The organism is Gardnerella sp. 2492 (genome assembly GCF_050320365.1).
In the GTDB taxonomy this organism is placed as follows: Bacteria; Actinomycetota; Actinomycetes; order Actinomycetales; family Bifidobacteriaceae; genus Bifidobacterium.
The window spans coordinates 1411271-1437055 of sequence record NZ_CP186952.1 but is presented as its reverse complement, the minus strand read 5'-3'; the positions used below and the strand labels follow the sequence as shown (position 1 = coordinate 1437055).

The following is a 25785-nucleotide window of genomic DNA, read 5'->3' as shown; positions in this document are numbered from 1 at the left end:
CATTACAATTCTTCCAGTTGTTTAGTCTGGTCTCTTCTCACGTAGATAACCGCGAGTATTTGAACTTCTTTTCTACTATCATCAACACAAAAATAAACGTAATAATTTTTTACGCGTATTCTTCTAAAACCAAGTTCACACCACGGCTGCTCACTAATTAACTTCACACGATAAGGCATCGTCTGCAAAGACATCATTTCCGACTTCAACAGCTCGAGCATTCTTTTAGCCACTATCGGTGCTTGTAACTCCGTGGCGATATATTCTCGAATAAGTGCAAGATGCTCTTTCGCCTGACGAGTGACTTTTATCTTATACTCATCCATTAAAGACCTCGTTCAAGATCTTCAAAAACATCATCTATCGGATAACTATCACCACGAACCGCCTGATCATAACCTTTAGCCATCAACGCGTTAAACGTTTTCTCATCCATATCATCTTGTGCTGGAAGAGACTTTGGAATAGTAAGCGAAAACGGAATACCCTTATTAAGAATGATTTGACGATAAAACATGTCAATAGCCGTAGCCCTAGGAACTCCAATCGTTTCCAGAATCTGCTCCGCCTGCTGCTTAATATTTTCTTGTATTCTCACATTCACATTCGCTGTTTTAGTAACTGCCATATCAATCAACCTCCATACACACATCATAAAATACTGTATCGCATATTGCAACACAATTACATGAATGGGATTTTTTGACTGATATAAACACTTTCAACATTCACACTAAGCATTTAGCGCAAAATACTACTATTGCTTCTTATAACCTACAGCAACATTACCTGTTTTATTAAGTCCTGGCACTTTAAGAACATTAGAGCTTGGCTTGTCTTTTAAATCAAATTTACCAACTAAAAATAAAGCTTTATACCCTGAACTAGGCAAATTAAACTGTGAGTCAACTAATTTGATGGGCTTATCTCCAAGAGTGACTTTAGACAAATCATAATGAGAATCAAGAATGTCTCGTGACACAAAGAGATACAACTCATCCTTATTCATATAGTTTTCTGGTATACGAAACTCTTCCCGAGACACCGCTACTGTTTCCCAATGATACGACGCAAGCTCCGCCTTCTCCTCATCGTCAGCACATCCCGCAAGAGAAAAGAGAGTACTTAGCAGCAGAAGCATAACAAGACAACTTTGAAAAATGTTTTTACAAAAAATAGTTTTACTCCTCATAACACTACTATCCTCCTTTTCGTTAACACAACTTTGTATCAAATGATCATAAAACAGACTATTAAGTAAACAAAATCTACCATTCGCTCTGATTACTTTAATAATCTTAATGAATATTCTATTTTTTTTATTAATTTGTCTAGACTATCGACACTAATTTTTTCATTTACTAGCAAACTATGCTCTTTCATAAACAGCAAGATTTACAGAAACAGAAGAACCAATATCATCGCGTGCGTTTAATGCCTCCAACAATATTCCCTCATAAACGAAGCAATCACCTGCAAATCTTCACCCTCATAATACTCAACAAGCAACTTCTTAAACTCAGGAACTAGACTATACGCAAGTAGGTGTCATCAAAACGATATCTTGAAACAGTCACGATTTGTAAAGGAGTGCCACTGCTTCTGTATGGATTGAGAGAACTATATCTCTAAGGCTTGCTCCTTCTAAATATTCTCTATAAATTCTTCTTACGACTTTTGCTTCCTGTTCAAGAATTACAAGTTACTTGAAGATTATAATAAAAAGGATTTGTTTTATGGTGAAGATTTTTTGAAAAATAGGGATAAAACTAAATTAACTTCAAAATCTAAGTCATTAAAAATAAAAATATAAAAAAACTAATTATAGGATTGAATATAGCAACAAATGATAGATAGTAAAAATCTATCGTCTTTTTAGTTTAAGAAATTATAAAAAGCAAAGTATGCTTGACAAAAAAAGCAAAGCGAGCTATACATTATATGTAAAGTTAGCTTGCTGTTGGAGGAGGAAAATGAAAAATGCAATTTCTCAATTAAGAAAACAGCATAAAATAACTCAAGAAGAATTGGCAAATGAAGTTGGAGTAACAAGACAGACCATAACTTCCATTGAAACTGGGAAGTATATAGCGTCACTGCCGTTGGCTTTTAAAATTGCTAAGTTTTTTGATATGAGTATTGAAGAAATATTTAGTATAGAAGAGGATGATTAATATGAACAAATTAGAAAAATATAAAAAAGAAATAGGATTTAGAATTAGTATTTTAGTCTTATTATGTATGGTTGCCTTACTCGCAGTTATTATTGGAAATTTTTACTTAAAATATAAATTTCCATTAAAAGAAGATGTGACATATTATGTAGCAGTATTTTTTATTGGACTTGAACTTGTATCTGTATTCTACATGTCAATGCTTGGTAGAGCATATAGAAATAGAGATATATTGGAGAAGATGCATACTAAAGAAACAGATGAAAGAATGATATTAATAAGGATGAAGTCAGGATCAAATATAATACCTATATTTTCAATGGTTATTGTAACAGTTTCTTTAATTGTAGCATATGTAAGTTATGAAGCCTTTTTAGCGTTAATAATAGTTGCATTTGTACAAATAATATTTTCTAAATTATTAAAAGTATATTGGTCAAAAAAGATTTGAAAATATCATAGTAAAGGTATTAGACGATAGACAGTTAAAACTCTATCGTCTTTTTTTATACTCAAAATTAGGAGGTAAAAATGGATTGAGAGAACTCCAAGTATAGCTACACTTTTTTGAGTGCACACTATTGATAGTGGGTGCACTTTTTAACGATAGGAAAAGGCTATCGTTAAAAGGTTTACGTTTGCTTAATAGCTTGAGTTTAGCATAAAAACAGCCTAGAGATGATTCCCCTAGGCTGACTTTTGTAACATTTCAAACGCTCACATTCTTTTTGGCTTTTACGATGCCCTTTCAACATCAACACTAATCTCTGATTTAAAAGTTACGCTGAACTTATCCTCGTAAACTTTTATTTTCTTGATGTACTTTCTTACCAGCTTCTCGTCATACTCACTAATATCGTGACGCTCACTTTTCAGAAAATCTTCCATTTCTCTGATTCGTCTTTTAGCATCTTCTTGACCTGCTTTTTCTATAAGAAGCTGCTGTTTCTTAACTTTAAGCTCATCAATCTCATCAGCAGTTTTCGTGTAGTCTTTTTTAGCTTTAAGCAAGGTTAGTAGTATCGCTTGTTTATCTGCAATTCTTTTATCAACCGTTTCAAGCTCACTTAAGTTGTTGCCCGCGATAATTTCTCTAATATTGTTATTCAACGTATCCAATACTTCATCCGATATACTAAACACCTTGTTTATGGCTTTCACTGTAGCAGACTGCAGTTCTTCCTCTTGTACTGTCGGAGCATCACAAGCACTAGGACCGTTTTCCACTCTGGTGCAACAACGCCAGACAACAGAACGCACTCCTCGATTGTTCCAAGCAATTCTTCTGTAAACATCCCCGCATTTAGAACAAACACATAGGCTGGATAAAGCGTACTTACTGGAATAAACTCTCCTTTTTTTATTCTCCTCACCACTAAACATGTTGGCTCGTCTTAACATTTCTTCTTGAACTTTAAAGAAAATATCTCTTGGAATAATAGGCGTGTGACTATCTTTGACATAATACTGTGGTTCTGTTCCATCATTTTTTATACGAACATGATTAATAAAATCTGTCGTGATGGTTTTTTGTAAAAGAGCATCACCAATATATTTTTCGTTTTGCAAGATGCCTTTAATATTAGATAAATTCCATTTTAAATGCCCGGCACCGTTTTTAATGCCGTCTTTTTCAAGACCCTCCGCTATATCTCTAAGGCTTAATCCTTCTAAATATTCTCTATAAATCCTTCTTACGACTTTTGCTTCCTGTTCAAGAATTACAAGATTCCCTTCATCGTCTTTTGTGTATCCTAAAAACCAGTTATGGTTGATTTGCACTTTGCCTTCCTGGTAGCGGAACTTAAGTCCAAGCTTCACATTCTGAGAAAGCGACGCGGATTCCTGTTGAGCTAAAGAAGCCATGATAGTAAGCAATAGTTCTCCGCTTGCTTCCATGGTGTTGATGTTTTCTTTTTCAAAAATGATCGGAATGTTTTTGTCTTTCAACTGTCTAACAAATTTTAAACAGTCGATAGTGTTTCTCGCAAAACGGCTAATCGACTTAGTGATAACCATGTCTACTTTGCCACTCATGCAATCGTGGATCATGTCGTTGAAACCGACACGTTTTTTCGTGCTAGTTCCTGAAATACCGTCATCAGCGTAGATGCCAGCAAACTCCCAGAGAGGATTTCTTGAAATATAATCCGTATAATGCTGAACTTGCGTGTCATAACTTGTTGCTTGTTCTTCACTGTCAGTACTGACACGACAATACGCTACTACTCTTAACCTCGGCTTATCTTCATGCTTATCTACCGTATTTCCCGCTATTTTTCTTGGTGGAATAATTATAACGTTGGCACTCATTTTACACCTCCTTGATTTGACTGTAAGCGTATGCTGCTTGCCGATAAGGATCATCGTATTTCTTTTCTACCTTTTCTAACTGGTAGCTTGTAATAAGCCGAATTTCCTTTATTGGCTTAGGCTCTTTATAACGATGATTCCTGATAGCATTCTCATGCCTTATTTGTTGCACTTGTCTAAACATATCCTCATCGATAATCTGAGGATAAAACTCTGTTCCTAAATACAATTTCTTGCTAAGAATTTTGCCCGTGACTGGCCAATCCCTTTTTATACCTGATTTTTTAGCAGCTTGAGAAATATTTTTAAATTCAAGATAGAAACGAAAAAACTCTCTTACTTCTTGAGCTTTTACTTCATCTATAACCGCTTTACCGTCTACTATTCTGTAACCATATGGGATGCGTGCCATGTTTCTTTCACCTCTTCTTCTAATTCCAATCCGCATTTCAAAATAAAAAGAAATCTTGTTCTGCTTTTTACCACTATGCCGTCTACAAAATCCAGAAAATCCTCATCCTTAAACTCGCTAAATACTTCTGTGACACTTACGAACCGTCGAAGTTTTTGCACCTCGTTTAAGTGCGTTAAGTTACCGTTTAAACTGTTGGAAAGCTTAAGTTTTTCCTTAAGACAAGTATCTATTTCCGTTTTAAGCTGATTGCTTTCCAGATAGTAGGAATCCATCTCAATGTAGCCACCGGCTAAAAGCTTACTGAGTACTTGCTCTTGTTCTTGCAGCTTAAGCTTTTTTTCTTCGAGTTCGATAACCTTGTTCAAACCGTCTTTATTATTCACACCTCTCAAACTTTCTACGAGAGGAGTCAACATTTGAACGTATCCTGCTTTTAACTTGTTTAACATTTGCAGGAAGGAAATTTTAAGATAACTTTCCATAACAGACTTTTGTGAACAAGCATGAATATCTTCAAGATGCGTTATACAAACCCATATGCCATACGCCTTATTATGTTGATAAATTATTCGTCTTTTACACTTGCTTCCACACTCACCACAACGAATTTTACCTGAAAACGCATAAAGCTTATTGTACTTACCACTACCACATACTATGTTATTTTCACTTCTTCTCCACGCGATAATCTCTTTTACAAGATTAAAAGTTTCATGACTGATGATAGCCTCGTGATGGTTTTCAATAACATACTGTTTTTTCTCGCCACAGTTTTTATGACGGTTAAAACTATCGTCTGTAAATGTCTTTTGAAAAATCACATCCCCTGTGTATGTTTTATTAGTCAAAACAGCGTTCACGGTAGTTGAAGTCCAGTTTCCGCCCTTTTTAGTTGGAATCTTTTTATCGGTCAATACTCGTGCTATTGCTTCTCCACCCATGCCGGAAAGAGCCATGTTGAAAATTTCTTTCACTACCCTGGCTTGCTCGGGAACTATAATCATTTTCTTATTCTCGTTTTTATACCCATACGCAGGGCAAGAAATGACGAAGCTTCCGTTTTCGAACCTTTTTTGAATTGCCCACGTGTTGTTTTCCGAGATGGATCTTGACTCGCTTTGCGCAATAGAACTCAGGATAGAAAGCATAAGCTCCGAACTCATATGCTCGGTATCAATGTTTTCTTTCTCAAAATACAAATAAATACCGAGACCGGTAAGTTTTCTAACTATTTCAAGACAGTCAACCGTGTTTCTTGCAAGCCTACTAATAGACTTTGTAACAATCCTGTCTATCTGACCGCTCTGACAGTCTTTAAGCAGTTGTTTAAGACTTTCACGCTTATCGATTTTCGTGCCGCTAATACCCTCGTCAAAGTAAAGCCCCGCATACTCCCAGCAGGGATTAGACTTAATATAGTTTTCGTAATGCTCCTTTTGCACTTCTAGACTGAGAAGCTGCTCATCACTATCACTAGAAACTCTCGCATACGCTGCAACCCGCGTCTTTTTCTCAAAACCAGTTTTTCGCATTGTAGAGTCTATTTTTATTATTTCTTTCACTATTTCCCCTCACTTTCAGCTAATACTATTCATCACTCTAAAAGCAGTATTTATCAAGCTTTTAACCCAATAATTCCTTGTAAAACGGGTGAAATTTTTCCCTGTTAAGACGGCTTATTTTTTCTTTTTCTTGCTCGCTGATAAGCCCTTTTTTAAAGAGTGAAACGGTAAGTTTTTCGGCTATTTCAAAACAAAAATCCGCCTGCATACTCTCTTTCGTCCAAGCCCTCGCTTTAACATCCTTTAGCCCGTGAGCATCATTACTTATTTGCATGACGTTCACCTCCAAAACGATGTTCTATATAGCAGGCGTGGCAGCAGTATTTTCTGGTTTTATTACCGTAAGAGATAAAAGAATTTTTGCAGTTAAGACAAGCACACTCATAGTTTGCCTGTCTTTTTACCAACTGTGTATGCTTACTCCACCATGCGCTTCTACACGCGTCAGAACAGAAACGTTTAACTTTACGACCAGCATTCTGTTTAACAGGCTTAGCGCATAAATCACATAATTGCACACTATTGCCAACATTTACGCCGCCAAGATTGTTGCGCTTACAGTAGCTTTTAACCGTATCAACTGAAAGATTTAACTGTTTAGCTATTTTCGTATAGCCAAACCCCATGTTTCTTAGTTTTCCAATCTTACTTTTTTCTTCCACATTCATTTGCCTGTGCCTCCTTACATCACAGGCAAAGAAAAAACAGTGTTTTTTAACCTCTTGACTTGACAATTTAACCTTAAAAATAAAAAAGCCCGAGGATTGCTCCAATGTAGGAACAAGCCTCGGGCTTTACATGTTTCAAACTGTTTTACAAGAGTTCGTTTACTCGTTTTTGTACCGTATCATAATCGTATCCTGCTTGAGTTAAACGCTGTTTACGCTCATTTCCGTTACCCCACGTGCCTCGGATTACTTCACGTGCAAGCTCATCAACCGACTTTCTATAAGCTTTAACACCAAGAAGCTTATTAACTTTATTTTGCACGCTCGCATAATCGTATCCGGCAGAAGTTAAACGCTGTTTACGCGTGCTGCCGTTACCCCAAGCGCCGTTAATAACTTCTCGCGCCACCTCATCAATACTTGACGTGCGCGCAGCTTGGTCAGAGCCGCCGTTTTTACACCCGTTTAATCCAACGTTTTTAATAATGCTCGGATAATCCACGTAAGCATAATCCATGTCAACTCTGCCGGCTACTCCAGGCACACTGCCACTTGACGAGTATTGCCAAAGACCATACGAACCCTGATAACTGCAGTGCGTGTTCCACTGTGCAATCCACAAAGCGTAACGGTTTCTAACATGAGATGACACGAGATTATTAGCAGTTGAAAGCGAAGTGTAAAAACCTGCATAATACCCGCAAGCTTCCAGCTTATTACAAAAACTTGTAATCAAAGAATCGCAGAAAACTCGCCCACGGTTAAGCTGGCTTTTCTCTTCCAAATCAAAGTAAACAGGATACTCAAAACTCTTACCTGAAAGCATGTTCACACAGCTTTGAGCTTCCTCAGCCGCCTCAAAACCAGAGTTTGCGTACGAATACCAGTAGGCTCCAACATCAAGACCGGCTGTTTTTGCTTTACGATAGTTCTGTTCAAACCACTTGTCTTTGCATCCGATACCGTATCCTGCTCGAATGATCACAAACTCAACGCCGGATGCTTTCACCGCGTTGAAATCAATGTCACCCTGCCATTCTGACACGTCTATTCCTTTTTTACTCATGAGTATTGTCCTTCCTGTTCTTGTCGTGTAATTGTTCTAAAACGTTTTTTAATTTCTCAGGCACGGGAAGCCCCAGGTGAGCCGCGTTTTCGGTTAAAGATAATCCTTCGTTAGATAGGTAGAAGAAAATTACCGCGGTTCTAATCACGCTTCCTTGCTTCAAAACATGAAAATCTATAATGTTTGCTATACCAACAAGCATAAAAATGAGCACCTTTCTAAAAATGCCCTTAAAACCAATGCTGCTAGACAGTTTCTTATCCGTAACAGCACACATCACGCCTGTAATATAATCCGCAACCACAAATAAAACGAGCGCGAGGATCAGCCCGTCGCACCCGCCTAAAAAGTATCCCAGCCAGCCGCCTACCAGTGTGAAAGCCAGTTGAGCAATATTCCAAAATCCTCTCATAATTCTCCTTACAAGTTTTCCTAACATTTGCCAGTACTCTTATAAAAACAAAAAACAAAAAGTAGAAAGTAATAAAAAAGGGCAGGCATGGTTTAACCCACACCTGCCCTAACATTTCAGCATTTCAACATTTCAACATTTCAGTATTTCAACTGATATTATTTTTCAACACATGACTACTCCTTAACACATTCTTCAGCATCTTCACCTTTCCCAGCCGTTTCACCTTTTTCAGTTTTTTCGTCTTTTTCGGCTTTTATTTTCAAAATTTCGTCGTTAAGTTCGCGTTCTCTAGAATTAAAATAGTCTTCTAACTGTTTCACATACGCTTCATATTCCATCGAGTTTTCCGCGATCACCGCCGAACGCATATCAGATAATACGCTTGCAACAATGCCTTCTATCATGTAAGTAGGTATTGGTATTTGCTTATTCAACTCGACTATTTTTTCGTTTAACTCAGCCTTATATTTTTGCACAGCTACCGCGTAGCTAATTGTCGGTTTTACCACTACTCTCCTCCAATCTTTTTAGAATAATATCCAGCTTGTGGCTGATTTCGCATAAAATTTTCGTATTATCAACTACGGGTGTTGTAATACTTTCTGTCACGTCTTTTAAGCGCGTGCCCTTATTAGCCACTATTTTGTTTGTGGGAATAATGAGTTTTTCCATAACAAATTCTCCTCTACTTTCACTTAACGCTTCCACCCGCGCTTTTTAATAGTATTTAACTTTCATGAGTATCCCGTTTTTAAACACCATGTGAGCGTTAGAACCCCATTTTGAAGCTTTCCCATCCTGGTTCATTTCAATAATCTGCACATAGTTAATATCCGCGTCTACTCCTGCACCGTCTTGCCAAACAGGATCTATAATCTTGTTACCATGCATGTAAAAGTTGCATCCAGCGTGAATACCATACTCTTTATAGATGCTTTGCGAACGTGAAAAACACAGCATAGTAGCGTATGTTTCTTCATCAGCCGTTTTACGTTGCGCGAAAGCCATATACTTTCCGTCGTTAGTAAGATGAAAAACTAGACCCTTGTGAGAATTATCTTCTTCCCACTCGCCGGTTCCAACATAGCCAATATACACGCCGTTACGGTAGAAGTTGTTCCCATTTTTATCAAAAACAGCTCTTTTATGATCCTCATCAACTTCACCATCGTAAAGCTCTATCTGCCCGGGTGTTATTTGCACGTATTTACTCGAATGGTTAAACCCGAGAAGGAAACTGTTATAGTTTTGCTGCATGAAACTACCAAAATCACCTTTTTTAACCATTGAAGATATGGAATCTTCTACTATGGTTAGTTTAGAAATAGCCTTATCAGCCGTGAATTTAGCAGCCTCAATGTCTTTATCTTTAACTCTTGTCCAAGCGAACGTTCTAAAACTACTTATACTGTCAGCTGAAACGTAATGCCATAGTTTGCTTGTTCCACCTTTATACGGGTGTTCAGACTCAGGATAATTTTCACCTTCAACCTCAATAATGTTAATATCTTCAGGCAGTTTAGACACGTATCCTGAAATTTCTCCTGAATACTCTTTTTTAATGCTATCAATCTTAAAACCATAATTGTCAAACGGAGACCAGTTAGTTCTAAAATGTAGCCAAAACTCACTTGATGGAACAAACACTGTTGCGCCAGAAATTTTTTCACCAGTTAAACCCGGTATAGCGTAAATTTTATCCTTATACTTGTAAAAAATGTCTACAAAATCGTCAAAAGCTGATTCCGTGTGCGACTTCTCATTAAATTTTACGGCTAAACTTTCCTGCTTAACAATAAGCCTGTAAGCGTAGCCGGTTGACGTGTCGTAGAAAAAATCACCAACATGCTGCATTTTTTCACTATCAGTCAGCCACAAGCTCATAGGAGCGTTAAACTGGCTTGGAGTATACGAACCGTAATAGTTACCGTTTTTCTGTTTAAGACTATGGTTAACGCTTTCAACACCAGCCTCAATCTTACCGTCTGTAACATTCAGTTTCGTGTTGATTTCACTTATCGTGTAATAGTTTTCAAGCCGCCTACCAGTGTCTTTTATAGCCTCGTTTTTTGCTTTACTAATCTGCTTTTCTACCTGCGAAGTGTAAGAAACTGAAAGTTTTTCCGCGTCAATCGAATGCCCGATAATCCTGTCACCATACACCATGCCGTCAAGAGTCATCGCAGTACTGTAAGGGCCTGAAAAACCGTTATGGCTTCCAGCAATACCATTCATGTTAACCTGTAAAACTTTTGTAGCAGTGTTCTTATCAGGCGTATCCATGTAAAGGTCACGAACCCACATGCCTTTACTATCGTATTCGCTTATCTTATAGCCGCTTTGAGAATTACCCATTTGCGCTTTAATATTATCGATCGCAGCTTTAACACGCTCGTTATCAATTTTTCTAGTTTCAACCGCTTCTTCTTTTAACGTTTGAACAGCATGCGACACGTTTTGCACATACCCTTTAGAAATCCTGCTCGCAAGCACGATTCTAACTTCGCCTGGTTTTTGAATCGGTATAGTCTTTTTTACTACAGGAAACACACGATCCATGCCAAATTGTGGAGCGAGACAACGAACCCTATCCCCACACTTAATCGTCGCATAATATAAACCTAACTCGGATAAGTCAACCGCGCTAAGGCTTATTTCTACATGCTCAAACTGGTTATCCTGTAACCATTTAACAGCTTTACGCATAAGATTAGTTGGAACTGTCACATTATTAAAATTAATAACTTTACAAACCCAGCCGAATGTTTTTTGCGCTTCACGAGATACTATATAGTTTTTCCCATTGTTTATTGAAGTAATATCAACATGCTTTTTAAGAACCTCGTTTTCACTATTCTCGTTTTCCAACTCTTTGCCGAGAGGAATAACCGCTGTAGTAACATCCTCTGCTGAAAGGTTTTCCGCGTATTCAAGCAGGTTTAAACCGAAACTAATATGCTGGCTTGTAGTTTTACCTATTTCCTCCAAATGCAGGTAATCTAAGTAAAGTTTCCCGTCTTCTTTTCTAAGACGCACATATCCGCCAAGCTTTTCAACCATTTTTCCCATAATAGCTTCAAGCGTGGTTTCAAAATTAGTAAACCTGTAGAGTGAATCATTCGAGTCAGATACTGTGACGAAACCAATTCTTATTTTCTTATAATCATCTACTTGACTGTTATGAGCTTGTAAAAGTTTTTCTAAAAGCTGGTAGGAACTCTGATCATGGTATTCTTTCTGAGGTTGAATACTATCAGCTAAGTAAGTTAACAACCCTACGCAAGTTACTTTCTTACTACCATGCAAGTCTTTTACTTGTTCTCTAACCTCGCCGAAGAAAATCTCCTCATCGTCACGCCACACGCTTACTATTGATTTCCGGTTTTTAATAAGCTCATAGCAAGGGTTTTGACTAGGGCAAGTAAACGTTAACGTTCCTGCAGTATTAAGTTCCAAGTTTAACGTGATATCATCAAGTACCGCTTTGTCATCATTTGGATAGTAAATCGTATTATTATCAAGCATGATCCTGTACACTCACAACCACCCCCTTTTATAGGAAATATTTACCATCCCGTTTCCAACGAATGTTAAACTCATGTTTGTTTTTGAACGAAGCTGTGGGAAACGGTTAACGCCTGTTTTAATCTCATAGTTTTTACCATTAGAATCCAGTAGCATACTGTTAGATGACAGGTTGTTAAATTCTGGAATCAGTGTCATGTCAAAATCGTGAGCGAGTGTTATTTCACGCTTATCATCTACTTGCATACCCCATATTGTGTGAACCCCATCCGAATCATCTACACTATACTTATACGGTTGCAGCTTATAGTTGAGTGTGAGAGTTGAATAGTTTTTATCCGATTTAAAATCACTAACCCACACTCGACCCTGATAGTAGAACAATGGTTCATCATCAAGAGACAGTCTTACACTCTTGCCGTGGATTAACGTTTTAACACTATGGCATGTTTCACTCCACTTGTTTTTGTTTGCGACAATGAATTCAAAACAGCCTTCACGCATCTCGTATAACACTTCACCGGCAAGACTTTCACTAATATCAATACTTTCCTGCCTGCCTGGTATTTGCAAATACTCTAATTTAGGTTCTGGAAGTTGAACGAGTGGACGGCTTGTAGCAACCAGCCCTAGATCGTTAAAACTATGCAACCCGTTTATTAGCATCCCATACACTTTTACCACCCCCTTGTTTTTCTTGTTTGAAGCTTGAAAAGCTCACTGTCCATCCTGTGCGCGATACCACCCACTAGTTCGCCAGTGTCGAGCACAATACTCTGGTTGGAAAACTGTGGGAAATACGCGTCCATAATCGCTAGAATCTGGTTCATAACACTAAGCATTTGCGTGTTCGCTCCCGCGCTCATATTCTGCAAAGTATCAAGCCCCATAATCACTTCCGGGCCTTTCTCTCCGCCGCCAAGCATACGCCCGTTTTTCTCACCGAAAATAGTCGCCCCGTTTAACAGCATTGGCTTGTTCATTGCTTTCTTATACCAGTCGATAGCAAGATACGGTACAGACGGTGGCGTAAGAGAGAATTGTCCTTTAATACTAAAATGCGGCAGTTTAATATGAGGAAGACTAAGTTTTATGCCAGAGAAAAACCCTGTTATAGCGTCGATTACTGCTTTAACCTTGTTTTTCGCCGCTTCTATCGGAGTGATGATAGCGTTTTTAATACCATTCCAAACTGACACAACCGTGTTTTTAATACCGTTAAACACAGACTTAACCATGTTTGCTACTGAATTAAACACTGTTGAAATGCTTGTTTTAATACCGTTTACCACGCTCATGATCGCAGTTTTAATACCATTCCAAACACTTGTTGCAGTGTTTTTAATACCGTTTAAAACGTTAGTGAAAAACGATACGATACTATTCCAAACATTCATGAAAAAGTTTTTCACACTCGACCACAGTTTGTTCCAACTAGTGCCAAAGAAAGACAAAAACACGTTAAAAACGTTTTTTAACGTGTTAAATACTGTCATGAACGTGTTTTTAACCGCGTTCCAAACAGCAGTAAAAATTTCTTTTACACCATCCCAAAGCTGAGACCAGTTACCGGTAAACAAGCCTATAAAAACGTCTAAAACGCCTGTGATTAAATCAAGAACGGTTTTGAAACTAGTAAAACTTAAATTTAAAGCGCCTTCAAACAGTGGAGCTAGAATAGCACACAAACCATTCCACACTGTTTTAAGCCCTTCAACAATACTCGTAAAATCAATACCAAGGCTTGACAGTTTTTCTTTAACACTATTAACAAAACCGGTGAAAGTTTCCTTGATTTTCTCCCAAACAGCAATAACACTGTTTCTAAACTCTTCGTTAGTGTTCCATAAGGTTACAAAAGCTGCTACCAGAACACCAATAACCGCAACAACCGCGAGTATTGGCGCGGATACTCCACCTAAAACAGCGCCTAACCCTTCAAGAATACTAGAGCCGGAAGTAAAACTTGCGAACATTTTACCTATAAACAAAGCTAGTTTAGAAAACCCTTGTATAGCAACACCTATTTTAGAAATACACGTTCCAAGAACCACTAAAAAAGGGCCGACTGCCGCAGCAATCAGCCCAAGTGTCACTATAAGTTTTTGGCTTTCTGGAGAAAGCTGTTTAAATTTAGAAAGCCATGCTGAAATTTTCTGCATTAAAGGTGTTATGACGGGAAGTAAAACATTACCAATAGTCGCAGCAATATTCTGCAACTCTGTTTTTAGAATCTTCATAGAACCCGAAGCGCCCGCAGCTTCACGCCCAGCCTGCCCTTGAGCGTCAGCAGTCTGCTCCATAATAAGAGCCAAAGTAGCAGCCTGTTTCGCTTGCAAGCTCATCGCGCCTCTACCATCATGCAAACCCATGGCAAGAGCTTTAGCTTTAATAGTCGCCTCGTTAACACCCATACCATAATTGTCAAGCATCGCATTATTACCTTTAAGCGCGCCCGTTAAAGCAAGAACAGCAGACTCGGTTGTGCCACCAAACATAGCAGACAAGTCGCCTGCAAGAGCAACCAGCTTCTGACTCATCTCAGCTGCTTCAGCATCACTTTTCCCACCAATATTTTTCAACATCGCGCCCATAGTATTCGCATACTCTAAAGCTTGACCTTGAGCAATACCATAATAGGATTTCAAACTTCCTGACCATTTAAGCATTCTGTCAGCAGACTTACCATAAATCTGCTCTGTCGCACCCATAGCATCCTGTAAGTCTGCTGCAGCAGTAAAACCAGCAGTACCAATAGCAGCAATCGGCAGCGTAACTTTCGTGCTTAAACTTTGACCAAGAGATGACATACCATCTCCTAGTTTCTTTATCTTTTTACTCGTACTATCAAACTGGCTACTAAGCTTGGTTAAACTAACACTACCTACCTGTTTTAATTTTTCTTTTAAACTATCAAGATTATTTTCTGTTTCAACAATCTCACGCTGTAACGCATCATACTTGTCTTTACCAAGCTCCCCGTTTTCCAACTGTACTTTAGCCTGCTTATCCGCCTGTTTCAAAACGTTAAGCTTATTAGACGTTTCTTGGATTTCTTTCTGCAAAAAAGCCTGCTTTTGGCTTAAAAGCTGCGTGCTTGTCGGATCAAGTTTCAAAAGCCTATTAACATCACGAAGCGACTGTTCGGTTGAGCGAATAGTCGAATTCACCTGTTGTAAAGACTTATCTAAGCCTGTAGTATCCCCACCAATTTCAACAGTAATACCTTTAATCCTGCTTGCCATAACTTCACCTCCCATTTACTCTTAATTTACGCGTGAAAAAATTCAGATTTTCTGTTTAATACCACAATGTGAGAATGACTGGTGTTCGTCTAGAACCTATCAAATTCTGTTTGGCTTGCGAGCTTATCGTATTTCACATTATCGTTTGCTTTCTCCGTCCACATGTCTAAAACCATGCCGATGGTTAAAAGATCCAGTTCGCAAATACTAATCCCGATTTCTGTGCATCTAAGAAGAAACAACGCGGTTGTCATTTGCCGTGTTGTTGTTTTAAATTTTTTTTAGATTTTACTTCAGTTTCCAAGTTTGCTCCCCAAAGTTCTAGAATTTCAGGAAGAATCTCGTAGATAGAAAACATTTCAAACTCGTCAAGCCACTCATCAATACTCGCTGGAATACTATTATCCGCGTGGTAAGCCATGATATAAGCTACGTTTTCAAAAATTTCAAGATCTGCTATTTCAAAAACACCCTCGTTGATTTTGAAAGACTGCTCTAATTTTGACAGGTCTTTGAAAATATCACGCTTGAATTTAATACGATACAGTCTTGGAATAGTGGCTGAAGAACGAAACTTCACGTCTTTACCATTTACTTTTACTGTTTTTTCTAACACTTTTACCCCTTTAAAACTTATTTGATTTCCGTGTTAACTTGCGGAACGTACACGCTCTTATACCAGTTCTCATAGGTTTCTTTTGAAGTAGTGTCACCGCTACGGGATTTCACCAAACCATCTTCTCTAGGATCAGCCGTAAGCGACAAAGTTTCCGTACCCGGTTCTATAGTGTCTTCCTTAGTTTCTGACTCGATAGACGGTCGTGTTGCTGAACAGTTATATAAAACGTGTCTGATCGCGTTCACGTCACCATCAAACTCAAACAGGAGCGCGAATTTTTCTGTTTCACTAATCTTCGCGTTTTCAACCAGCACACCGTTTTTATCTAGTTCTTCTCGTAGTATTTCCGTCCTAAACCATTCAGGTATAAGAGCAATTTCCAAGTCGCCACTGTAACCGTTGTTCGCAGTCGACCTGAAGTAAACAATCCCGTCAGCGTAAAACGGTGAGGATTCACCCTCAGCCTCAAGGCTTATACTCACCGCCCCCGGAATCGGCTTAGGCTCATCGTAGGAGAAACCACTCGAATCTTTTTTAAGTTTTGCCGCGTACACGTTTTTAAGATTGTATTTAACCTTATTTCCCATTTTCTGTTACCTCCATTTCAAAAATGTAGAGTGTTTCATAAAGCTGTTCCGACTCTATGAACGCTTCTGTTTTGTTATAAAAAATGCCGTGCCTGTCAAGCACGGCCTCAACTTGTTCTTCCAGCACGGGATTCTTATAATCTGCGTATAGTTCAATATGAACTTCGTTTGCTTTAAAATACGCTTTCCCGTCTGCAGAAAAATTACTGCTCGCAGTCGTAAGAAACAGGAGGAAAGGCGGATTAGGGGACTCTCCTTCAGCAAAATGATGGTATGCGAAAGGAAAACCTATCTCCCTCATAATGTTTAAAAGATTACCCATTTTTAACCGCCTCCTCTATTTCTTTTTCAAAACTTCGTACTGCTTTACTTTCAGCCTCAGCAATGTGTGCTCTAGCTTCCACGCGTCCGCCGCCTCGTTTAGCATGACCGTACTCTAACAAGTGTGTAAGCTGATACTTGTTTCTAGAATGCACTACGAGAACTAGTCTGCTGCCTGTTTCGTTTAATGTTTTAACCGCCCAACTTTTCGCATACGCTCCAGTTCGTTTAGGAGCTGTCACGTTAATTTCTTCTTTTGCTGTTTTACCAGCGTTTTTTACTGCTTCTTTTACTTTCCCGGTTGTAACTTTCGCGTAAGTTTTAAGCTCTCTAATAACTTCTGCGGAGAGGCTTCCAATACTTACTTTGCTCACTTTTTACACCTCTTACAGTGAAGTTTCAGGCTTTTTTTCTTATAATTCATGTGGTCAATACCTAAAATCTCATAAACCGTATCATGGAAAATAATCCTGTAACCAATAGATGATATTACAGTGGTTTCTTTCGAATAGCGGATAGTGAAATCTATTTTTGACTCATCCCACACGTTTCCTGCCGAAGTCTGCTCAGATGGGCTTTCAGCACTCACCGTGGCGTAACACTCGTAATATTTACTCCACTTAATCTTATGGTTACCAACCTCATCAACCTCTACACTGTTTTTAAGTAGCATAATACGCTCGTTTAGTAAACTTATTCTCATTTAAAACCCCGTTTTTCTAACAGTAAAAAGCATCGAACGTAAGGTGAGAGTTAGCGCGTGATGGTCTGCTTCTTCCCGATGCTCATACAAGTAGCCTGTAGCGTATAAGACTGCGAGCCGATACTCGTCAAAGTTTTCACTAATCAAACTACTATCGTTTTTACGAGCTACTCCCTGGCAGAGTTTTTCAGCAGAATGAATAAGGGTGTTGATAAGCTCATCATCTTCTCGACTATCCACCCTAAGATAGTTTTTTGCTTCCTCAACTGTAACTATCATCAACACCCCTCCTTAACTTTTAGTCGTCTTTTAAGCTGCTACGCTTGTTTTAACAGGCAGAATCTGTACTGCTTCTTTAAGCACGAGTTTGCCGTCTACACGCTCTTTAGCGACGAAACCTATCATGCCGTTTCCAGCGAAAAGCTCGGTAAGCTCTTTAAACGAGCGTGAACCACGATCACCAATGTTGTAGTACGAGTAGTCTCCAAAAGCCACCATGTTTTCAGGCGCGTAAGCAGACGTGTAAACCGGGTATCCGAGAATCCTGTTCGGCTCATCATCCTGGTATGAAGGCTGCCAAACATACGCGCCATTATTGTCTTTAAGTTTTCGTATGCTCGCGACTGTTTTATCGTTCATAATAAAACTCGCGTTTTTACGGTATGGTCGCCTCAAAGCGTGAACAAGATCAATCAGATCATCAGTTTTAATACCGGCTGTTTCTTTAAGGAACGTGCCGCCGTCTTTCTTGTTGAAAATACCAGTCGGTTTTCCAACACCATCCCCGTTAAGAAAAGCGTCTTCCTCAGCGTTAGCCAAAGCCATGCCGAAGGATGTGAGAAGATGATTCTCGAGGTTAAACGCGTTATCATGCAAGAGTTCTTCAGTAACTTTTACCGCAACGTGAAGCTTATGAGCGTCAAGCAGGATTTGAGCAAACTTGGAATCCCCAAAGTTAAGGCTTGCGCCTTCTTCAATCCAAGCCGCCGCAGGATCGCTCATCGCAATATTAATCTTATGCTCTCCACTAGTAGTAATCGTGGTAGCAAGAGAGCGAATAATGTTTTCTTCTTTCAACGTTTCAATCAGACGATTATCGTATTCTTCCGGCACAAGATACCCGCCGTCAGCGTCCACGCCTTCCTGCAACACGTTATCGACTCGTTTAAAATTACTTCTAAGAGCTGTAAGCATCGCCTGCTTATACTCGTCACGCGCACGACCTTGTTTTTCAAGGTTAACGCCTGTTTTCATAGGTTTTGCAACAATCGCCTCGGATGTTGGTTTTGAAAGCTCTTTATCCATTTTTTCCATCTGCTCTAAACGATCAATTTCCGTACTGTAAGCTTTCACTTTCGCTTCCATCTCATCATAGGTTTTCGCGTCTTCTTCTGAAATAAGCCCGTCCTTGTCACGTTTAGACTCAAGGAAAGCTTTCGCACCCTGCCAAGCCTTATTACGTTTCTCAACCATGTTTGAAATAGTGTTCATCATATTTACCTCCAATTTTTGATTAAAAAAAGACGATCCATAAGATCGTCTGCACTAATATTGTTTGTTTCCTTACCGCTTATCCGGCAGGCTTTACATATTTTTTCCAATAACGTGTTTTGCACGCTTGCTTTCGAATACAATGTTGAAACCTGTGGTATGCCAATATCAGCGGTTTCACCTCTAGTTAAAACACCGTCCGCGAACCCGAGTTCTACCGCCTTGTTAGCATCCATCCATGTTTCCGAATCCATTAAATGCGACAGTTTCACACGGTTAAGCCCTGTTTTAATCTCGTAAGCGTTAATAATGGACTCTTTGACCTCATCAAGCATTGATATTGCTTTTTCCATTTCGCTTCTGTTGCCAAAAGCAACAGTCATAGGATTATGAATCATAAGCATTGACACCGGGCTCATATAAACCTTTGTGCCAGCCATCGCAATAACCGAGGCAGCACTTGCTGCAATACCGTCAATCTTTACCGTCACGCAACCCTTGTAATCCATGAGCATGTTATAGATTTGTGCCGCAGCCACACAATCGCCGCCAGGCGAGTTAATCCACACGGTAATATTCCCACTACCAGCGTTTAACTCGTCTTTAAAAAGTTGTGGTGTAATATCATCATCAAACCATGATTCTTCAGCAATCGTACCGTTAAGAAACAGCGTTCTCTCAAAAATCTCATTATTCTCATTAGTCTCATTGTTTTCCTTTTGGTTTTTCCACTGCCAAAACTTCCTCATTACCTTTTTCCTCCTTTCCGCTACTGTTTGCGAACGCTCCCGCACGGTTAAGCGGGAGCATGTTACCGTTAATCAAATACAAGTCGCCACCCTCACAGGCGGGAATCTTATCCAAGTTTTCTAACTGTCTAATATCGTTTGCGCTCATCCAACCGTTTTGACGAGCGGTAGCATAACCATTCATACGACTCTGATAGTCTCCTCGAAGAAGACCATCCACGTTAAACTTCACATAATAAGTTTCTTTCTCCTTATCAGTAAAAAGCCGCCTCGTAATAGACTGTTCAAAACGCGCCACCCAAGGATCAAGCGTGTATTTAACAAACTCCAACGACTGCTGCTCAATATTAGAAAAACTCGATTTTTCCAAATCACCAACCATGTGTGGCGGGACTCTAAAAATACGAGCAATCTCGTTAATCTGAAACTTACGAGTTTCAAGAAACTGTGCTTCGTTAGGCGAAATAGAAATAGGCGTATACTTCATGCCTTCCTCTAAAATCGCTATCTTATGCGAGTTAGAACCCGAGAACCCCTTATTCCAACTATCCCTCATACTTTGAGGATCTTTTACTGTACCGGGGTATTCCAAGATGCCGCTTGGTGTAGCACCGTTAGCGAAAAACGATGCACCATACTCTTCCGTAGCTATCGCCATACCGATAGCGTTTTTTGCCATCGCAATAGGCGAATAGCCAACAAGCCCGTCAAAACCAAGACCGGGAATATGAAGCACGTCAAAAGGTTTAAGTTTCACACTCGTTTCTTTACCCGCTAAAACATCACTATCATTTAACGTATACTCGTAAAAAATTTGACCACTCTCATCCCGGTCAACTCTCATACGATCAGGCATTAAAGGGTATAAGCCTAAAACCTCGCCTTTACCATTTCGAATAATCTGCGCGTAAGCATTACCCCATAACAATAGATGCGTCATCAAGGTTTCTCTAAACACGAAGCTTGTCATTTCAAGATTCGGCTCATCATGAAGCACCTTATACAAAGGATGTTTAACCGCTTTAGCCGTACCCGTACTCGTCCGCTCATACACGTGAAGCGGCAGACTCGCCACCGCCTCAGACAAAATACGCACACACGAGTAAACAGCCGTCATCTGCATCGCAGAACGCTCATTCACCCTCTTACCCGAAGAAGACATGCCACTAATAAACCTTTGAGCATTCAAGTTAAAACGATTCTCAGGCTTATCTCTACTCTTAAAAATCTTACTAAAAATATTCATGACACACCTCCTTACATGAATAGGATTCCTCGAGCGTCATACACGCTTTGAGTGTTCGCATTACCGCATCTGATAGCACGGTCAAGCGCCATGATGGTTGCGATAGCACCATCAATTTTCTCTGTTGATTTTTCCTTATCTGCCTTAATGTTTCCTGCAGGATCTGTCCTAATAAATATGTTGTCCATGTTCCAGCGAAGCACCGGATGACCGGAGTGTGCGATTTTCTGCTCGAGCACAAGCTTCATAAGCTCCTTGGTAGGCGGACTCATATCCTTAAATCCCTGTCCGAACGGAACCACGGTAAACCCCATGTTTTCAAGGTTTTGCACCATTTGCACCGCGCCCCAACGGTCGAAAGCAATCTCACGAATATTGAAACGTTCACCTAAAGTTTCGATGAATTTTTCAATAAACCCATAGTGAACAACGTTTCCTTCCGTAGTCTTAATAAACCCTTGTTTTTCCCACACGTCATACGGCACGTGATCTCGTTTCACGCGCAAACTCAAGGTTTCTTCAGGCACCCAAAAATAAGGTAGGATACGAAACTTATCCGACTCATCTAAAGGCGGAAACACAAGCGAAAAAGCCGTAAGATCAGTGGTGCTTGAAAGGTCAAGACCCCCGTAGCAGACCCTGCCCTCTAGTTCTTCCTCATTCACCTGAAAACCGCAAGCATCCCACTTTTCCATCGGCATCCAACGAATAGACTGTTTCACCCACTGGTTAAGACGAAGCTGACGGAAAGCATTCTCTTCACCAGGATTTTGCCGGGCTGACTCGAAAGCAGCCTTAACTTTCTCCATTTGAACCGTCACCCCAAGAGAAGGATTAGCTTTCTTCCACACCTTCGGATCCGTCCAATCATCCGAATCTTTTGCACCATAAATCACTGGGTAAAAAGTTGGATCAATTTTCCTACCCTCGAGAATATCCACTGCTTTCTGATGCGTCTCATAGCAGATAGAATGCGTATCCGTACCAGCCGTGGTAATCAGAAAATATAGTGGCTGCATGCGAGCATCCCCGGAGCCTTTAGTCATCACGTCAAAAAGTTTACGGTTTGGCTGCGTGTGAAGCTCATCAAACACGACACCGTGAATGTTAAAACCGTGTTTAGAGTAAGCTTCAGCCGATAAAACCTGGTAGAAACTGTTAGTTGGTAGGAAAATAATACGTTTTTGCGAAGCTAAAATTTTAACCCTACGATTAAGAGCCGGACACATTCTAACCATGTCCGCCGCCACGTCAAACACGATCGTTGCCTGCTGACGGTCCGCCGCACAACCATAAACCTCGGCACGCTCCTCATTATCCCCACAGCATAAAAGCAAGGCTACTGCAGCAGCCAACTCACTTTTACCCATCTTCTTAGGTATCTCAATATAAGCAGTATTAAACTGACGGTAACCATTCGGTTTCACCACGCCAAACAAGTCCCTAATAATCTGCTCCTGCCAGTCAAGGAGCTTAAAAGGCTTACCAGCCCACGTTCCCTTAGTGTGTGTTAAACATTCGATAAAACTCACGGCATAATCCGCTAAATCCTTACTATACGTTGAATCTTCTTTTTTAAACTTAGTAACCTCGTATTTTTGCAACTTAAGCTCCTCCTTTCTTTAGGCATAAAAAAAGACGCTTACTTGCGTCCACATCATTTCTTAGTTTTTCTTAACGAGAAACAGGGCCTTAAAAGCCCTGCTGCTTTTAATAAAATTTCAGTTTTTAGTTTCTAGCGTCTAGGATCATTTCTAAAGCCTCGTTTGCAAGCTTGCTTGTTGGCATAATGTCCCAGCCTCTATCGTAGTTTGCGATAACCTTGTTATTGTTTTTCAAAGTGAGCTTGGAAATTCTTCCCTGGTTAATCCCATATTCGCTTGGCTCTTCAAAAACCTTCATACTGTAGCTTACAACCTGATCTTCTACTTTAAGCGTATCTTGTTCCCACATGATTTTTTCTCCTTTTTCTGTGTTTTTTGTTAGTACTATATATCACTCTAAAAGAGCAGAATAGCAAGCCATAAACGAGAAAAAATCGCAGATAATTCCACGATTTTTCTCCAGCCTTCCAACCCTATGGCTGACTATCCCCCTTTCTTTTAGCTTCTTGCTTGTTGAATCGCTTGATAAGCTTTTTGAATATCCTTGTCCAAGGTTTCAGCATCCGCAAACAGTTCAAACTCCGTATCGTTTAGTTTTCCTCCGCTTACCTTCCAAAGCTCCTCGTGAGCTTTACTGGCGCAGGTTTTTGCTGTTTGCGCAATGTCGAGCATGCTGATAGCCGAACTAATTTTCCCTTCTTCAGCTTTTTTGACTGCGTTTAATGTGTAGCGTCTGCATGTTTTAACTTCGTTTGCGAGGTTTTGTAAAATTTCTTTTTTCACAGGTTTTCTCCTTTGCGCATGTGTTTTTGCTGATACTATATATCACTCTAAAAGAGCAGAATAGCAAGCTTTTAAGCCAAGAAACACCGGGTATTTACACGTTTTTTCCCCACCAGTTTTCGCTAATTTTTTTACTCTTAAAAACCGTTAAACGTTTCTAAAATCATGCGGAAATAATCATCACCCAAAAATCATCTACTACAGTCAAACATGCTTTTACAAAAACCTCGTTCTCTTGCTCTAAATTCGCGAAAATTTCTTCAACCAAAGAGCCTGTAGGACAGTCTTCACTCAACTCGTACGCCTGGTCTTCACTCGAATACAGCATTACGCTCACCCCCGTTTCTAAAAGCGCAGGAGCCTTCTAAACGGGAAAGCATAATTTTCCTGTCTTGTTTAAACTCGTCTCCTATAAACCCGAGTCTAAGAAGGAAACATCTGAAAGCATACTTATCGTTAACCGGCTCACGCTTACTATTATTTACGCGTTTAATTTCCACGCTCATTTTACAAAGACTGTTTATAAACTTCGCATAGGATGCCAAGCCTGGTTGGTTAGCCTGCTCAAACCAAGGAAAAATAAGCTTATCATCTTCTTCCTTAATATTAAGACTGTTCACTCCTAACGCTTTTTTAATAAGATCACCCTTATTATCAAGAATTTTCCTAAGCTTTACCACATCAGCCTTATCTTTAGGAAACTCAACACTAAAACATTGCGTACCATCACACGCGCAGACTGGAAGACTTATACCATAGTCAACGTCTAACATGTTTTTCAAATCATCTAAGTTCTCTTCACTACTACACGTGACCGTACCATCTTTACTAATGTTGAAAACACCTATCTTGTAAGACATACTCGGAGTTTTTAAGTAAACAGCCTTTACTCCCGTAGAATCCTCTATAGCTTTAATAAGCGGCTGCCTATCTTTTCCTTTTAACCCGTATTTTAATTCCATTTTGCCTCCTTTAGATTTTTTCGGGTACATATATAAATCACTCTAAAGAAGGTTTTTATCAAGCGGTCGTAAACTATTTTTCATATAAAATACGAGTCTTACTTGTTAGTACATACTTCAGTAAACGAGTATTCTTTACCGCCTCTTAAAACTTTCACACTCTTATCATTTCCAACCTGCTCAATATAACGTTTCACAATCACGTCACAATATTTCTCATCAAGCTCGATAGCGTAGCAGATTCTACCCGTCTGCTCGCAGGCTATAAGCGTGCTACCACTTCCAGCAAACGGATCTAACACAAGCGAGTTCGTCATACTCGAGTTTTTAATCGGATACGCTAAAAGAGCTATTGGTTTCATGGTTGGATGATCAGCGTTTTTCTTAGACTTTTCAAACTCCCAAACTGAAGTTTCTTTCCTACCCGCGTACCACTTGTGTTTACCTTTTTTCTTCCACCCATACAAACACGGTTCATGCTGCCACTGGTAAGGGCTTCTACCCAACACCAGCGACGGTTTCTTCCAAATACAACAACCTGAAAGATAAAACCCCGCATCCTGGAATGCTTTTCTAAAATTCAAACCCTCCGTGTCAGCATGAAACACGTAGATAGACGCATCATCTGCCATCGCCTGCTCCATGTTCACGAACGAGTTGAAAAGAAACTGGTAAAACTTGTCATTTTCCATATTATCGTTTTTAATTTTCCCAGCAGAACCCTCATAGTTCACGTTATAAGGCGGATCAGTAACCACCAGATTCACTTTAGTATTCTCAAGAAGCGTCTTATATGTTTCTAACTTAGTGGCATCACCGCAAATAATACGATGCCTGCCAAGCGTCCACATGTCACCTGTTTTAGAAAAACACGGTTCTTCCAATTCTTTTTCAACATCAAAATCGTCTTCGTTTACGTCTTTATCGGCATCAAAAATACTGGAAAGCTCCGCCTCGTCAAACCCGAGAAGATCAAGGTTAAAATCAGCTCCTTCAAGCTCTGACAACTCGACAGCTAAAAGCTCACTATCCCAGCCTGCGTTAAGTGAAAGTTTATTATCCGCGATAATATAAGCACGCTTTTGTGTTTCAGTTAAATGGTTTTCTTTCACGCACGGAACTTTTTTAAGACCCAGTTTTAATGCCGCGGCAAGCCTGCCATGCCCCGCGAGAATCGTATTATCCTCCGCCACTAGAATTGGGGATAGAAAACCAAACTCGCGAATACTTGCCGCTATCTGAGATACTTGCGCCTCAGAGTGTGTGCGAGCGTTTCTCACATACGGAATAAGCTCACTTACGTCAGCCAAATAATACTGCATTTCTTTTTCCATAAG

Annotated in this window: 33 protein-coding genes; 2 read left to right on the top strand and 31 right to left on the bottom strand. The window is 39.6% G+C overall.

Annotated features, from left to right (window positions below):
- Window positions 1–2 precede the first annotated feature (2 nt).
- The 4 genes from ACPFYS_RS05745 to ACPFYS_RS05730 all read right to left on the bottom strand — a co-directional run bounded on the left by ACPFYS_RS05745 (window position 3) and on the right by ACPFYS_RS05730 (window position 1696).
- Complete coding sequence (locus tag ACPFYS_RS05745) at window positions 3–326, bottom strand: type II toxin-antitoxin system RelE/ParE family toxin (RefSeq protein ID WP_004133090.1); 324 nt, start codon at window positions 324–326, stop codon at window positions 3–5.
- Complete coding sequence (locus tag ACPFYS_RS05740; RefSeq protein ID WP_004133089.1) at window positions 326–628, bottom strand: type II toxin-antitoxin system RelB/DinJ family antitoxin; 303 nt, start codon at window positions 626–628, stop codon at window positions 326–328. The genes ACPFYS_RS05745 and ACPFYS_RS05740 overlap by 1 nt, the downstream gene beginning before the upstream one ends.
- A 129-nt stretch (window positions 629–757) precedes the next feature.
- Entirely contained in the window at window positions 758–1192 is a 435-nt protein-coding gene (locus tag ACPFYS_RS05735) for a hypothetical protein (protein WP_427876562.1), read from the bottom strand.
- A 381-nt stretch (window positions 1193–1573) separates the two neighbouring features.
- Window positions 1574–1696, bottom strand: coding sequence for a recombinase family protein (locus ACPFYS_RS05730; RefSeq protein WP_415692692.1), 123 nt, complete (start codon window positions 1694–1696; stop codon window positions 1574–1576).
- Between the two features lie 277 nt (window positions 1697–1973).
- On the opposite strand from ACPFYS_RS05730, the gene ACPFYS_RS05725 reads away from it, so the two are divergent.
- Window positions 1974–2174, top strand: coding sequence for a helix-turn-helix transcriptional regulator (locus ACPFYS_RS05725; RefSeq protein ID WP_101889313.1), 201 nt, complete (start codon window positions 1974–1976; stop codon window positions 2172–2174).
- 1 nt (window position 2175) lies between these two features.
- On the top strand, window positions 2176–2625 hold the full coding sequence (locus ACPFYS_RS05720) for a hypothetical protein (protein ID WP_174191324.1): 450 nt from the start codon (window positions 2176–2178) through the stop codon (window positions 2623–2625).
- A gap of 284 nt (window positions 2626–2909) precedes the next feature.
- Here the strand turns inward: ACPFYS_RS05720 and ACPFYS_RS05715 are convergent, their stop codons facing one another.
- The 27 genes from ACPFYS_RS05715 to ACPFYS_RS05585 all read right to left on the bottom strand — a co-directional run bounded on the left by ACPFYS_RS05715 (window position 2910) and on the right by ACPFYS_RS05585 (window position 25782).
- Window positions 2910–4487, bottom strand: coding sequence for a recombinase family protein (locus ACPFYS_RS05715; protein WP_427876559.1), 1578 nt, complete (start codon window positions 4485–4487; stop codon window positions 2910–2912).
- Between the two features lies 1 nt (window position 4488).
- Window positions 4489–4899, bottom strand: a complete 411-nt coding sequence (locus ACPFYS_RS05710; protein WP_004111243.1) for a hypothetical protein — start codon at window positions 4897–4899, stop codon at window positions 4489–4491.
- Window positions 4869–6464: a recombinase family protein gene (locus ACPFYS_RS05705; RefSeq protein ID WP_427876557.1), complete on the bottom strand. Its 1596-nt coding sequence runs from the start codon at window positions 6462–6464 to the stop codon at window positions 4869–4871. Before ACPFYS_RS05705 ends, ACPFYS_RS05710 begins: the two co-directional genes overlap by 31 nt.
- Window positions 6465–6525: 61 nt before the next feature.
- Entirely contained in the window at window positions 6526–6738 is a 213-nt protein-coding gene (locus ACPFYS_RS05700) for an SHOCT domain-containing protein (protein ID WP_422119055.1), read from the bottom strand.
- Window positions 6725–7132: an RNA polymerase subunit sigma-70 gene (locus tag ACPFYS_RS05695; RefSeq protein WP_427876554.1), complete on the bottom strand. Its 408-nt coding sequence runs from the start codon at window positions 7130–7132 to the stop codon at window positions 6725–6727. Before ACPFYS_RS05695 ends, ACPFYS_RS05700 begins: the two co-directional genes overlap by 14 nt.
- Window positions 7133–7277: 145 nt before the next feature.
- Window positions 7278–8198 carry a GH25 family lysozyme gene (locus tag ACPFYS_RS05690; RefSeq protein WP_427876552.1) on the bottom strand — a complete coding sequence of 307 codons (921 nt, stop codon included), beginning with the start codon at window positions 8196–8198 and terminating at the stop codon, window positions 7278–7280.
- A complete protein-coding gene (locus ACPFYS_RS05685) occupies window positions 8191–8610 on the bottom strand; it encodes a phage holin family protein (protein ID WP_004118368.1) in 420 nt (139 codons plus the stop codon). Before ACPFYS_RS05685 ends, ACPFYS_RS05690 begins: the two co-directional genes overlap by 8 nt.
- Before the next feature lie 176 nt (window positions 8611–8786).
- Window positions 8787–9122 (bottom strand): toxin, encoded by a 336-nt coding sequence (locus ACPFYS_RS05680; RefSeq protein WP_427876549.1) that lies wholly within the window; start codon window positions 9120–9122, stop codon window positions 8787–8789.
- Entirely contained in the window at window positions 9103–9285 is a 183-nt protein-coding gene (locus tag ACPFYS_RS05675) for a hypothetical protein (RefSeq protein WP_065189411.1), read from the bottom strand. The genes ACPFYS_RS05680 and ACPFYS_RS05675 overlap by 20 nt, the downstream gene beginning before the upstream one ends.
- A gap of 45 nt (window positions 9286–9330) precedes the next feature.
- Complete coding sequence (locus ACPFYS_RS05670; protein ID WP_427877679.1) at window positions 9331–12138, bottom strand: phage tail spike protein; 2808 nt, start codon at window positions 12136–12138, stop codon at window positions 9331–9333.
- A 12-nt stretch (window positions 12139–12150) separates the two neighbouring features.
- The gene (locus tag ACPFYS_RS05665; RefSeq protein ID WP_427896803.1) at window positions 12151–12804 is read right to left on the bottom strand and encodes a hypothetical protein; all 654 of its coding nucleotides are present in this window, start codon (window positions 12802–12804) and stop codon (window positions 12151–12153) included.
- An 11-nt stretch (window positions 12805–12815) separates the two neighbouring features.
- Complete coding sequence (locus ACPFYS_RS05660) at window positions 12816–15383, bottom strand: hypothetical protein (RefSeq protein ID WP_427877677.1); 2568 nt, start codon at window positions 15381–15383, stop codon at window positions 12816–12818.
- Between the two features lie 250 nt (window positions 15384–15633).
- Complete coding sequence (locus ACPFYS_RS05655) at window positions 15634–15999, bottom strand: hypothetical protein (protein WP_014554474.1); 366 nt, start codon at window positions 15997–15999, stop codon at window positions 15634–15636.
- A 17-nt stretch (window positions 16000–16016) separates the two neighbouring features.
- On the bottom strand, window positions 16017–16589 hold the full coding sequence (locus tag ACPFYS_RS05650; RefSeq protein WP_016815974.1) for a major tail protein: 573 nt from the start codon (window positions 16587–16589) through the stop codon (window positions 16017–16019).
- A complete protein-coding gene (locus ACPFYS_RS05645; protein WP_427876546.1) occupies window positions 16579–16911 on the bottom strand; it encodes a hypothetical protein in 333 nt (110 codons plus the stop codon). Before ACPFYS_RS05645 ends, ACPFYS_RS05650 begins: the two co-directional genes overlap by 11 nt.
- The gene (locus ACPFYS_RS05640; protein WP_416431906.1) at window positions 16904–17284 is read right to left on the bottom strand and encodes an HK97 gp10 family phage protein; all 381 of its coding nucleotides are present in this window, start codon (window positions 17282–17284) and stop codon (window positions 16904–16906) included. Before ACPFYS_RS05640 ends, ACPFYS_RS05645 begins: the two co-directional genes overlap by 8 nt.
- Complete coding sequence (locus ACPFYS_RS05635) at window positions 17281–17613, bottom strand: phage head closure protein (RefSeq protein WP_427876544.1); 333 nt, start codon at window positions 17611–17613, stop codon at window positions 17281–17283. Before ACPFYS_RS05635 ends, ACPFYS_RS05640 begins: the two co-directional genes overlap by 4 nt.
- Window positions 17614–17892 carry a head-tail connector protein gene (locus ACPFYS_RS05630; protein WP_427876542.1) on the bottom strand — a complete coding sequence of 93 codons (279 nt, stop codon included), beginning with the start codon at window positions 17890–17892 and terminating at the stop codon, window positions 17614–17616. It lies immediately after the preceding gene.
- Between the two features lie 30 nt (window positions 17893–17922).
- Window positions 17923–19107 (bottom strand): phage major capsid protein, encoded by a 1185-nt coding sequence (locus ACPFYS_RS05625; protein ID WP_427876540.1) that lies wholly within the window; start codon window positions 19105–19107, stop codon window positions 17923–17925.
- 2 nt (window positions 19108–19109) lie between these two features.
- Window positions 19110–19853, bottom strand: a complete 744-nt coding sequence (locus ACPFYS_RS05620) for a head maturation protease, ClpP-related (RefSeq protein WP_082266321.1) — start codon at window positions 19851–19853, stop codon at window positions 19110–19112.
- A complete protein-coding gene (locus ACPFYS_RS05615) occupies window positions 19810–21099 on the bottom strand; it encodes a phage portal protein (RefSeq protein ID WP_064340502.1) in 1290 nt (429 codons plus the stop codon). Before ACPFYS_RS05615 ends, ACPFYS_RS05620 begins: the two co-directional genes overlap by 44 nt.
- An 11-nt stretch (window positions 21100–21110) precedes the next feature.
- Window positions 21111–22703: a terminase large subunit gene (locus tag ACPFYS_RS05610; protein ID WP_427876538.1), complete on the bottom strand. Its 1593-nt coding sequence runs from the start codon at window positions 22701–22703 to the stop codon at window positions 21111–21113.
- A 124-nt stretch (window positions 22704–22827) separates the two neighbouring features.
- The gene (locus ACPFYS_RS05605; RefSeq protein WP_004117088.1) at window positions 22828–23052 is read right to left on the bottom strand and encodes a DUF7678 domain-containing protein; all 225 of its coding nucleotides are present in this window, start codon (window positions 23050–23052) and stop codon (window positions 22828–22830) included.
- A gap of 149 nt (window positions 23053–23201) precedes the next feature.
- A complete protein-coding gene (locus tag ACPFYS_RS05600; RefSeq protein WP_192382078.1) occupies window positions 23202–23486 on the bottom strand; it encodes a transcriptional regulator in 285 nt (94 codons plus the stop codon).
- Between the two features lie 163 nt (window positions 23487–23649).
- Window positions 23650–23814 (bottom strand): hypothetical protein, encoded by a 165-nt coding sequence (locus tag ACPFYS_RS05595; RefSeq protein WP_427876535.1) that lies wholly within the window; start codon window positions 23812–23814, stop codon window positions 23650–23652.
- Entirely contained in the window at window positions 23798–24448 is a 651-nt protein-coding gene (locus ACPFYS_RS05590) for a virulence protein (RefSeq protein WP_427876533.1), read from the bottom strand. The genes ACPFYS_RS05595 and ACPFYS_RS05590 overlap by 17 nt, the downstream gene beginning before the upstream one ends.
- Before the next feature lie 98 nt (window positions 24449–24546).
- A complete protein-coding gene (locus ACPFYS_RS05585) occupies window positions 24547–25782 on the bottom strand; it encodes a site-specific DNA-methyltransferase (protein WP_427876531.1) in 1236 nt (411 codons plus the stop codon).
- Window positions 25783–25785: the final 3 nt, after the last annotated feature.